This window comes from Pseudomonas sp. PS01303 (assembly GCF_029959385.1).
Taxonomy (GTDB): Bacteria; Pseudomonadota; Gammaproteobacteria; order Pseudomonadales; family Pseudomonadaceae; genus Aquipseudomonas; species Aquipseudomonas rustica.
Window position 1 is genome coordinate 1 of record NZ_JASCPK010000182.1, and the last position, 9,983, is coordinate 9,983.

The 9,983-nt window shown below is 58.4% G+C and carries 12 protein-coding genes; 3 read left to right on the forward strand and 9 right to left on the reverse strand.

Translation table 11 applies throughout. From position 1 onward, the window contains the following. Positions 1–157 precede the first annotated feature (157 nt). The 4 genes from QMX93_RS27715 to QMX93_RS27730 all read right to left on the reverse strand — a co-directional run bounded on the left by QMX93_RS27715 (position 158) and on the right by QMX93_RS27730 (position 2,895). Positions 158–1,456 (reverse strand): NAD(P)/FAD-dependent oxidoreductase, encoded by a 1,299-nt coding sequence (locus tag QMX93_RS27715; RefSeq protein WP_282358696.1) that lies wholly within the window; start codon positions 1,454–1,456, stop codon positions 158–160. A 63-nt stretch (positions 1,457–1,519) separates the two neighbouring features. After that, complete coding sequence (locus QMX93_RS27720) at positions 1,520–1,693, reverse strand: DUF3094 domain-containing protein (RefSeq protein ID WP_007909875.1); 174 nt, start codon at positions 1,691–1,693, stop codon at positions 1,520–1,522. A gap of 51 nt (positions 1,694–1,744) precedes the next feature. Then, positions 1,745–2,272: an MOSC domain-containing protein gene (locus tag QMX93_RS27725; RefSeq protein ID WP_282358697.1), complete on the reverse strand. Its 528-nt coding sequence runs from the start codon at positions 2,270–2,272 to the stop codon at positions 1,745–1,747. Continuing rightward, entirely contained in the window at positions 2,269–2,895 is a 627-nt protein-coding gene (locus tag QMX93_RS27730; RefSeq protein WP_008078503.1) for a DUF1780 domain-containing protein, read from the reverse strand. The genes QMX93_RS27725 and QMX93_RS27730 overlap by 4 nt, the downstream gene beginning before the upstream one ends. A 180-nt stretch (positions 2,896–3,075) precedes the next feature. Between QMX93_RS27730 and QMX93_RS27735 the strand changes: the two genes are divergently transcribed. Beyond that, complete coding sequence (locus QMX93_RS27735; protein ID WP_282358698.1) at positions 3,076–3,765, forward strand: energy-coupling factor ABC transporter permease; 690 nt, start codon at positions 3,076–3,078, stop codon at positions 3,763–3,765. Positions 3,766–3,792: 27 nt separating this feature from the next. Here QMX93_RS27735 and yacG read toward each other — a convergent pair whose 3' ends face one another. From yacG to pilB, 5 genes are read right to left on the reverse strand one after another with little or no spacing between them, the layout of a single operon-like run. Beyond that, positions 3,793–3,993, reverse strand: a complete 201-nt coding sequence (yacG, locus tag QMX93_RS27740) for a DNA gyrase inhibitor YacG (RefSeq protein WP_053123929.1) — start codon at positions 3,991–3,993, stop codon at positions 3,793–3,795. Next, positions 3,990–4,613 carry a dephospho-CoA kinase gene (coaE, locus tag QMX93_RS27745; RefSeq protein ID WP_282358699.1) on the reverse strand — a complete coding sequence of 208 codons (624 nt, stop codon included), beginning with the start codon at positions 4,611–4,613 and terminating at the stop codon, positions 3,990–3,992. Before coaE ends, yacG begins: the two co-directional genes overlap by 4 nt. Beyond that, complete coding sequence (locus QMX93_RS27750; RefSeq protein ID WP_282358700.1) at positions 4,610–5,482, reverse strand: A24 family peptidase; 873 nt, start codon at positions 5,480–5,482, stop codon at positions 4,610–4,612. Before QMX93_RS27750 ends, coaE begins: the two co-directional genes overlap by 4 nt. A gap of 1 nt (position 5,483) precedes the next feature. After that, positions 5,484–6,701 carry a type II secretion system F family protein gene (locus QMX93_RS27755; RefSeq protein ID WP_282358701.1) on the reverse strand — a complete coding sequence of 406 codons (1,218 nt, stop codon included), beginning with the start codon at positions 6,699–6,701 and terminating at the stop codon, positions 5,484–5,486. Between the two features lie 2 nt (positions 6,702–6,703). Next, on the reverse strand, positions 6,704–8,401 hold the full coding sequence (pilB, locus tag QMX93_RS27760; RefSeq protein WP_282358702.1) for a type IV-A pilus assembly ATPase PilB: 1,698 nt from the start codon (positions 8,399–8,401) through the stop codon (positions 6,704–6,706). A 226-nt stretch (positions 8,402–8,627) separates the two neighbouring features. Here pilB and QMX93_RS27765 point away from each other — a divergent pair, with 226 nt between their 5' ends. Together QMX93_RS27765 and QMX93_RS27770 are read left to right on the forward strand one after the other, a co-directional pair. Further along, complete coding sequence (locus QMX93_RS27765) at positions 8,628–9,068, forward strand: pilin (protein ID WP_282358703.1); 441 nt, start codon at positions 8,628–8,630, stop codon at positions 9,066–9,068. A gap of 305 nt (positions 9,069–9,373) precedes the next feature. Next, positions 9,374–9,724, forward strand: a complete 351-nt coding sequence (locus QMX93_RS27770) for a BON domain-containing protein (protein WP_053123917.1) — start codon at positions 9,374–9,376, stop codon at positions 9,722–9,724. Positions 9,725–9,983 lie beyond the last annotated feature (259 nt).

Sequence of the window (9,983 nt, forward strand, 5' to 3'; positions counted from 1 at the left end):
GGCTTGCTCGCGAAAGCGATGTATCAGTCGACATAAATGTTGAATGACACGACCTCTTCGCGAGCAAGCCCGCTCCCACAGCGACCGTGGTTGACTGCGGATTTGTGGATGGCGCAAAAAAAGAGGGAGCTAACCAGCTCCCTCTGTTTTTAGATCATCAATGCAGCTTCAGGCGTGGCTCCGTGCCGCGACCAATCTTGCTGCCGAGTATCAGCATCGCCGTGCGGAACGGCCCGTAGAGTGCCATCTGGTGCATGCGGTAGAGCGAGACGTAAAACATCCGCGCCAGCCAGCCTTCGAGCATCACGCTGCCTGTCAGGTTGCCCATCAAGTTACCCACAGCCGAGAAACGCGACAGCGAGATCAGCGAGCCGTAGTCGGTGTATTTGTACTCCGGCAGGGTTTTGCCTTCGATGCGCAGCTTCAGCGATTTAGCCAGCAACGACGCCTGTTGGTGGGCCGCTTGAGCACGCGGCGGTACGTTGCGATCCGAACCCGGTTGTGGGCAGGCCGCGCAGTCACCGAAGGCGAAGATGTTTTCATCGCGGGTGGTTTGCAGCGTCGGCAGCACTTGCAGTTGATTGATGCGGTTGGTTTCCAGACCATCGATGTCCTTGAGGAAACCCGGCGCGCGAATCCCGGCGGCCCAGACTTTCAGACTGGCCTTGATCTCGTTGCCGTCGGCTGTGATCAGGCTGTCCGCCGTCACTTCGCTGACCGAGGCGTTGGTCATCACATTGACGCCGAGTTTCTCCAGGGTCTTGTGCACCGGCCCGCTGATGCGCTCCGGCAGGGCAGGCAGCACCCGTGGCCCGGCTTCGATCAGGGTGATGTGCATGTTTTCCGGTTTGATCCGATCCAGCCCATACGCCGCCAGCTCATGCGCCGCGTTGTGCAGTTCAGCGGCCAGCTCGACCCCAGTTGCGCCAGCGCCGACGATCGCCACGCTGATCTGCTCGACCACATCGGTTTGCCCTGCATGTGCGCGCAGATAGTGGTTAAGCAATTGCTGATGGAAACGCTCGGCCTGTTTGCGGGTATCGAGGAACAGGCAGTGCTGCGCCGCGCCCTGAGTGCCGAAATCATTGGTGGTGCTGCCGACGCTGATGACCAGCGAGTCGTACTGCACTTCCCGCGCCGGCACCAGTTCCACGCCGTTTTCGTCGTAGGTCGCGGCCAGCTGAATTTTCTTCTGTGCGCGATCGAGCCCACTCATGCGCCCCAGCTGGAACTCAAAGTGGTTCCATTTCGCTTGGGCAACATAGTTGAGTTCGTCTTCGGAAGAGTTCAGCGATCCGGCGGCCACTTCGTGCAGCAGCGGTTTCCAGATGTGCGTGAGGTTGGCGTCGACCAGCATCACGCTGGCGGTGCCGCGTTTGCCCAGAGTCTTACCCAGACGGGTAGCCAACTCCAGACCGCCGGCGCCGCCGCCGACAATAACAATACGATGGGACATAGGGATAACTCGCAAGGTTTTTAAAGGAAATCGGTGCGGTTACCCAAGCGAGCGCCAAGCTGCTCATAGCGTCAGGTAACTGATAAATCGGCTCAACAGGCCCAGACCAATGGTCACTGCCAGCACCAGCACGAGGAGCATCCACGGCCGGAAAGGCCGGCGCTCGACTCGGTGTTGGGACAGTTGCAGGTACTCTTCGACATGTTTCTGGTCTTCGGGGTTCAGGCGGCTGGTCATAAATGCCTCGTCAGGTAGACGTTGCTGAATGGGCAGAAGCTACAGCGGTTTTTATCCGGGGTTGAACGCAGCATAGCCGCTGTCCGGAACCGGCTCGACAGACACGCCATCATCGAGGCGAATGATCCCGCTTTGTAACACCCGCGCGGTAATTCCGCCATGCCCGCGCACGGCTTGAAAGGTGCCGGGGCCGAGGTTGTTTTGCAGGCGTGCACAAGGCTGACACCAACCGGTGGTTTCGAAGATGGCCTGACCGATGCGAAAGCGCCGACCTTTCAGGCTAAACAAATTGATACCGCTGATAACGAGATTGCGCCGCAGATCTTCAGGCTTGACCGGTTGATCGTCGGGGCGGCCCATCAATGCATTGATCACGGCCAGATGCTCCCACTGAATCAGCGTCACCTGCCGCGCATTACGCACACCGGGGCGTGCATGATCGCCGGTCAGCCCGGCCTCAAGTCGTGCCTCGACGGCATCCAGCTCAATCATCGGCCCACGAGACTCCGGACGCACACCGATCCAGCGCACAAGTCCCGTTTGCGGCACATCGGCGATCAACTGCTGAAGCGGCGTCACAGGCTGATCCCCACATCAAAAACGATACTGCGGCCAAGGTTACTGCGCAGAAAATCCGGCGCATCCGGATGGGCGAACAGTACGCGGGCGAAGGTCGGGCCGACTAGCGACAGCGAGCGCCAGCCCTGACGCAGATACTCGGTGGGCGGCGGGAAGTGGCTGTTCAAGTCCAGCACTTCGCGCTTGAGGCTGGCGAAGGCAATGATGTCCAGCTCACCCAGATCCATGCCGCGTTCTTTGTAGTTGTGGGCTTTTTTACGCAAGGTCGGCGCCAGTCGCATAAGGAATTCATTGGCCGGGATGCGCTTGGGCTTGGCCTCGCGGCGCACCAGTTGGCTGAGCGAAAAAGCGCTGCGCCGACGCTGCAGTTCGTCGCGCCACTCATCGTTGAGGCGACGGCCTTCATCAAGGACGAAGAACACTTCGAAATTGGCATCACGAAACAATACGTCCGGCGGCTCACCGGCCGGGGCGAACTCGTCGGCGCGATAGGGGATATTCAAGCCTTGCAGCAGGCGCTGGCAGACCCAACGCTCACGCTCCCATTTGCGGGCATTGGACAGGAACGCGTTGGCTTGCTCGGCCGCGATGGTCAGCAGGCGTAAATAATCTGAGTCATCCATAGGCCCAAGCTTAGCGTTCAAATGCGACAAGCAGAAAGCTTTGCTTGAACCGCCCGTTCACCTCGCCCTTGTAGGAGCTGCCGAAGGCTGCGATCTTTTGACTGTAAAAAGAACAAGATCAAAAGATCGCAGCCTGCGGCAGCTCCTACGGGGGGATGTGCGCAGAAAGGTGAGGGAGTCATGATTGGAGCTGAACTGCTGTCGACGGCAAGCCTGACGCTCGGCTGGCTGATTTACCTGCCGGTGCTGCTCTGGGCGATCGTGCGTGCGCCGTGGGTCGAGTTGTTCAGTGACAGCCGTCGTCAGCATTTGCTGTTCGGCACGGTGTTCGCGTTATTTCTGTTGTGGTTGGTGCGCAGGGATTTCGACACCGGTGTGTCGTATCACTTTATCGGCATGACCGCAGTGACCTTGCTGCTGGACTGGCCGCTGGCGATTGTCGGCGGGCTGGTGGCGCAGATCGGACTGGTGTTGCTCGGGCGTCAGGATCTCGCGGCGATGGGGGTCAACGGCTCGCTGTTTATTCTGCTGCCGGTGCTGATCACCGAGTGCGTGGCAATACTCGTCGAGCGCGCGCAACCGCGTAATCCTTTCGTGTATATCTTCTGTTCGGGGTTTTTGGCTGCCGCGCTGTCGGCGTTGGTTTGTCTGCTGCTGAGTCTGACGCTGCTGTGGTACGACGGCGTCTTCGCCATGCCGGAATGGCTGGGAGATTTCATCGGTTACCTGTGGCTGATCATTTTTCCCGAGGCGTTTATCAACGGCATGGTCATCAGCGCGCTGGTGGTCTTCAGTCCGGAATGGCTGGAGACCTTCAACCGCACGCGCTACCTTTCGGCGCCGTGGAAGGACGACGATCCCAAGCGTTGATCCCCAGCCGATCTGCCCTCATCGCGATCAGTGACGAGGATCGAAATCGCCGGAAAACAGTTCGTCTTCAGCGTCCGGCGCGACCGGAATCTTGTGTTCTTCGGACGCCCAGGCGCCGAGGTCGATCAGTTTGCAGCGATCGGAACAGAACGGGCGATACTTGTTTTCAGGGGTGAATTCGACGGGTGCGCCGCAGGTTGGGCATTCAACGGTAGGAATCTGGCTCATGCTTGGCCTCCGGATAAAGTCAGGTAAAAGTGATGCAGACGTTCGACTTCGCTGTGCAGCCAGGCGAGGTCGCGGTCGTTGACCACCACGTCGTCGGCGCGGCTCACGCGGTCTTCACGGCTCGACTGGGCCTTGAGGATCGCCTGAACCTGCTGTTCGCTGGTCTGGTCACGCTGCAAGGTGCGTTCGATCTGCAGTTGTTGCGGGGCGTCGATCACCAGGATTCGCTGGGTCATCGCGTATTGCCCGGATTCGATCAACAGCGGCGACACTAGAATCGCGTAAGGCGATTTTGCCAGCGCCAGATGATGAGCGATTTCCTCGCCGATCAACGGATGCAGCAAGGCTTCGAGCCAGCGCCGCTGTTCTGGAATCTCGAAGATCAGTTTGCGCAGGGCCGCACGATCCAGCGTGCCGTCCGCTTGTAACACGCCGGGGCCGAAATGCTCGGCAATCTTGGCCAGCGCCGGCCGGCCCGGTTCGACCACCCAGCGCGCGGCGTGATCCGCGTCGATGACATGAATGCCGAGGTCGATAAAGTGCTGGGCAGCGGCACTTTTGCCGCTGCCGATGCCGCCGGTCAGGCCGAGAATCCAGGGTTTTTCCACAGGGGTATTCATTTCAAACCGACAAACTGCCAATAGAAGTCGGTTATTTGACCACCCCAGAGCAAGGCAATCCAGCCGGCAATTGCCAGATAGGGGCCGAAGGGGATCGGCGTCGAAGTTTTCTGCTGGCGCAGGCGCAGCAAAATCACGCCGATGATCGCGCCGACCAGCGATGACAACAGAATGGTCAGCGGCAGAATCTGCCAGCCGCCCCACGCGCCGAGCAGCGCCAATAACTTGAAATCACCGTGGCCGATGCCGTCCTTGCCGGTGAGCAATTTGAACAGCCAGAACACCGACCACAGCAGCAGATAACCAGCCACCGCGCCCCACAGCGCAGCGTGCAATGGCACGAACAAGCCGAAACTGTTGACGATCAAACCCAGCCACAACAAGGGCAGCACCAACACATCGGGCAGCAATTGATGCTCGGTGTCGATCAGGCTCATCGCCAGCAAACCCCAGGTCAGGAAGATCAGCAGACACGCCTGCCAGCCAAAGCCGAAGTGCCAGGCGATAAATGCCGAGAGCAGGCCGCAGGCCAGTTCGGTCAGCGGATAGCGTTTGCTGATGGGGGCTGCACACGCGGAACAGCAGCCGCGCAGCCACAGGTAACTGAGCAGCGGAATATTTTCCCACGCCCGAATTCGATGCGCGCAGTGCGGGCATTGCGAGTGTGGCAGCATCAGGTTGTAGGTAGGCAGCGGCGTTTCGCCGGGCAGGCCGAGGACGTCCTGGGCCTGCTGGCGCCAATCGCGTTCAAGCATCTTCGGCAGACGCCAGATCAGCACGTTAAGGAAGCTGCCGACCACCAGCCCGAGCAACAGCGCGGTGATGACAAAGGCCAGCGGATACAGAGCAAACAGTTCGTTGATGGGCATATCAGATCGCTGAGCCGAGTTGAAAGATCGGCAGGTACATCGCCACCACCAGACCGCCAACAATCACCCCGAGTACCACCATGATGAACGGCTCCATCAGGCTGGTGAGGTTGTCGACCATGTTGTCGACTTCCTCTTCATAGAAACCCGCAACCTTGTCGAGCATCTCGTCGAGTGCACCGGACTCTTCACCAATCGCAGTCATCTGTACGGCCATGTTGGGAAAAATGCCTGTGGTGCGCATCGAAAAATTCAGCTGCATGCCGGTGGAAACATCCTGACGAATACGCAGAATCGCGCGCTTGAACACCACGTTGCCGGCGGCGCCAGCCACCGAGTCCAGCGCTTCAACCAGTGGCACGCCGGCGGCAAATGTTGTCGACAGCGTTCGGGCGAAACGCGCGACGGCGGACTTGTACATCATCGTGCCCACCAGCGGCAGTTTCAGTAGCCAGGTATCGCGCCGATCACGCAACGCCTGAGATTTTTTCAGCGCATGACGGGTGCCGAAAAACGCCGCAATCAGTAAGCCGAGAATTGCCCACCACCATTGCTGCATGAATTCTGAAAGGCTGATCACCATCAGGGTGAAGGGCGGCAGCTCAGCACCGAAACCTGAGAACACTGACTGAAATTGAGGCACCACTTTCACCAGCAGAATCCCGGTGACCACCGCAGCGACCAGCACCACGGCGGTCGGGTAGGTCATGGCTTTCTTGATCTTGGCTTTAAGCGCTTCGCTTTTTTCCTTATAGGTCGCGACGCGCTCCAGCAAGGTGTCGAGCGCACCGGACTGCTCGCCGGCGTCGACCAGGTTGCAATACAACTCGTCGAAATACTGCGGCTTCTTGCGCAACGCGGCGGCGAAACTGTTACCGGCGGCAACTTCCTGCTTCACCTCGTCGACCAGTTTGCGCATGGCCGGGTTATCGAAGCCTTCACCAATGATGTCGAACGACTGCAACAGCGGCACGCCGGCCTTCATCATCGTCGCCATTTGCCGGGTAAACAGGGCGATGTCCTGCGCCTTGATGCGCTTGCCCAGGCTCAGCCACGACACGGATTTTTTGCGCACCTTGCCCGGGTTGATCCCTTGTTTGCGCAGCTGCGCCTTGACCAGCGCCGGATTCTGCCCGCTCAACTCGCCGGTGACTTTGCTGCCTTTGCGATCCGTGCCTTCCCAGGCATAGGTGCTTATTTTCGCTGCCTTGACCGCCATGTTCAGTCCTTGGTGACCCGGTTGATTTCTTCAAGGCTGGTGATGCCTTGCATGGCCTTGTGCAGACCCGAGGTGCGCAGGTCATCGAAGCCGTCGCGGCGCATTTGAATATCGATTTCCAGCGAGTTGCCTTCGGCCATGATCAGCCGTTGCAGCTCTGGTGTGTTTTTCACCACTTCATAAATCCCCACGCGGCCCTTGTACCCGCCGTTGCAATGATCGCAACCGACCGGCTCGTAGATCGTGAAATGGCCGATGCGTTCCTCGGGGAAACCTTCCTTGATCAGGGTTTCGCGGGGGATCTCGATGGGTTTCTTGCAGTGGCTGCACAATTTGCGCGCCAAGCGCTGGGCAATGATCAGGCTCACCGACGTGGCGATGTTGAAGCCGGGAATGCCCATGTTGTGCAGGCGCGTGAGGGTTTCTGCCGCGCTGTTGGTGTGCAGGGTCGAGAGCACGAGGTGACCGGTTTGCGCAGCCTTGATCGCGATCTCGGCGGTCTCAAGGTCGCGGATCTCACCGACCATGATCACGTCCGGATCCTGACGCAGAAAAGAGCGCAGGGCCTGAGCGAAGTCGAGGCCTTGGCGCGGATTGACGTTGACCTGATTGATGCCTTCCATGTTGATTTCCACCGGGTCTTCGGCGGTGGAAATATTGATGTCGACGGTGTTGAGGATATTCAGCCCGGTATACAGCGACACGGTTTTCCCCGAGCCGGTAGGGCCGGTGACCAGAATCATCCCCTGTGGCTGCTTGAGTGCGGCCATGTACAAGTCTTTTTGCGCTGGCTCGTAGCCGAGCGCATCGATACCGATCTGCGCGCTGGACGGGTCGAGAATCCGGATAACGACTTTTTCGCCCCACAGGGTCGGCAGCGTGTTGACCCGGAAGTCGATCGACTTGCTCTTCGACAGGCGCATCTTGATCCGCCCGTCCTGCGGTTTGCGCCGCTCGGAAATGTCGAGGCTGGCCATGACTTTCAGGCGCGCGGCGATGCGCCCGGCCAACTGGATCGGTGGTTTCGCCACTTCGCGCAGAATGCCGTCGGTGCGCACACGCACGCGGTAGTTTTTTTCGTAGGGTTCGAAGTGCAGGTCGGACGAGCCGCTTTTGATCGCGTCGAGCAGCATCTTGTGCACGAAACGCACGACCGGCGCATCGTCGGCATCCGGGCCCATGCTCTCCTGTTTAGCATCGTCGATGGCCTCGACATCGAGGCCGTCGAGGTCGACGTCGGCCATGTCTTCGAGCCCCGAGGCGTGGGTGTCGAAGAATTTTTCGATGGCATCGGTGAGCTTGTCGTCCTCCACCAGAATGGCTTCGGTGTTCAGCCCGGTGCTGAACTGAATGTCGTTGATCGCCTGATGATTGCTCGGGTCGGAAATGCCCACGAACAATTTGTTGCCACGCCGCCACAAGGGCAGGGCGTGATGCTGGCGCACCAGTTTTTCGCTGACCAGGCCTTTAGGCTGGGTTTCCTTGTCCAGACAATTGAGGTCGAGGAACGCCATGCCGAAGTGTTCCGAGGCGATCTCGGCCACCTGCCAGCTCTTTACCAGTTTGTTCTGCACCAGGTAGCTGACCAGCGATAGCCGATTGCGCTGGGCCTGTTGCCAGGCTTGTTGGGCGCTTTTTTCCGTGAGCAGTTCGGCCTGCACCAATTGCTTGGCCAGACCGCTCAGAGCGATGTCATTCATGGGGATTCCGCACGCTTGCCGTTCATGACTTATAGCCTAGTCAACCGGCAGCGCCAAACATGCCGGGCGCAGGTGACAAAAAGTGTCAGATAGTGCGGTCAGAGGTTGTAGGAAACGGCGTCGTAAGCGCTGTGCGCCCAGCGTGCGGGGTCTGGCGGCCGTTGGCATGGGCTATGCTGCGTCCCTTGCAGATCATGAGATTTCGACTCATGCATGGAGCGTGTCTATGAAAAAACAACAAGGTTTTACGCTGATCGAACTGCTGATCGTAGTGGCGATCATCGGGATTCTGGCGACCATTGCCCTGCCGCAGTACACCAAGTATCAAGCGCGGGCGAAGGTCACGGCGGGTCTGGCGGAAATCAGCGCGCTGAAGATTCCGTTTGAAGACACGATTAACCAAGGGATTGACCCAACACTTGCGCTAGTCGCCGGCAACACTACGTTCACCACCACTAACTGCGGGAAAGTAGAGGCGTCAGGTACTGCCTCATCCGGGGCAGGCAGTATCGTTTGCACACTGGCCAACGCACCGGCTCCGGTGCTGGGCAAAACGATCACGCTGACTCGTTCTTCCGGGACTGGCTCGGCAGCAGGCGTCTGGAGTTGCGCATCGACGGTCAACGCCGACTACGCGCCTAAAGGCTGCCCAGGTAGCGGTACTTAATAGCGATCCTACATTGACCTTCGACTGAAACATGCCCCGTTTACGGGGCATTTTCTTTGTCCGGCGATAAATAAAAGCTTCAATAATTTCAGCGTCTTAGGAACTTTCCAAAAAACCGCAACTTGCATGCGATTAATCTGCAAGTCATGCAAATTGCATGAATCCGGAAATTTACGTTTTTGCTAAACTATTGATTTATAAGGTTTTTATGTCGGAGAAAAAGTTGGCACAGCGTTCGCAATGTATATGGCAACCCTGCTGACAAGACACGCAGCAGACTTTCCAGAAAAACAGGAGTTACTCGTATGAAGAAGTTCGCTATCACTGCCGCTGCTGCTACCGCGCTGACCCTGACCATGGCTTCCGGCGCATTCGCCCAAACCACTCAGACTGCTCCAATGACTTTGGCTGCTGGTGAAGTTACCCAAGCTAAAGAAGCTACTTCCGATACCTGGATCACCACCAAAGTCAAAAGCGACCTGGTTACCGAAAAAGGCATCCCAGGCACCGACATCAAAGTAGAAACCAACAAAGGCGTCGTTTCGCTGTCGTCGACTGTAGCTGTGACTGAATCGCAGAAAGCTACCGCTGTTGCGATCACCAAGAAAATCAAAGGCGTCAAAGCGGTTTCCGCTGACGGCCTGAAAGCCGAGTAAGGCTAAGGCTTCTCGCCTGAACCGGGAGAAGACGCGACAGGCGGGCCGAGCAATACGTCTGCCGCACCTTTAGAGTTCATGCGAACGGCCACACGGATGTGGTCATTACGGGCCCCGACACTTGTGTCGGGGCCCGTTCTATTTCAGGCGCAAAAATTTACAGGCCAACACAAAACAAAATGTGGGAGCGGGCTTGCTCGCGAAGGCGGTGTGTCAGCCAAATATGTATTGACGGATACACCGCTTTCGCGAGCAAGCC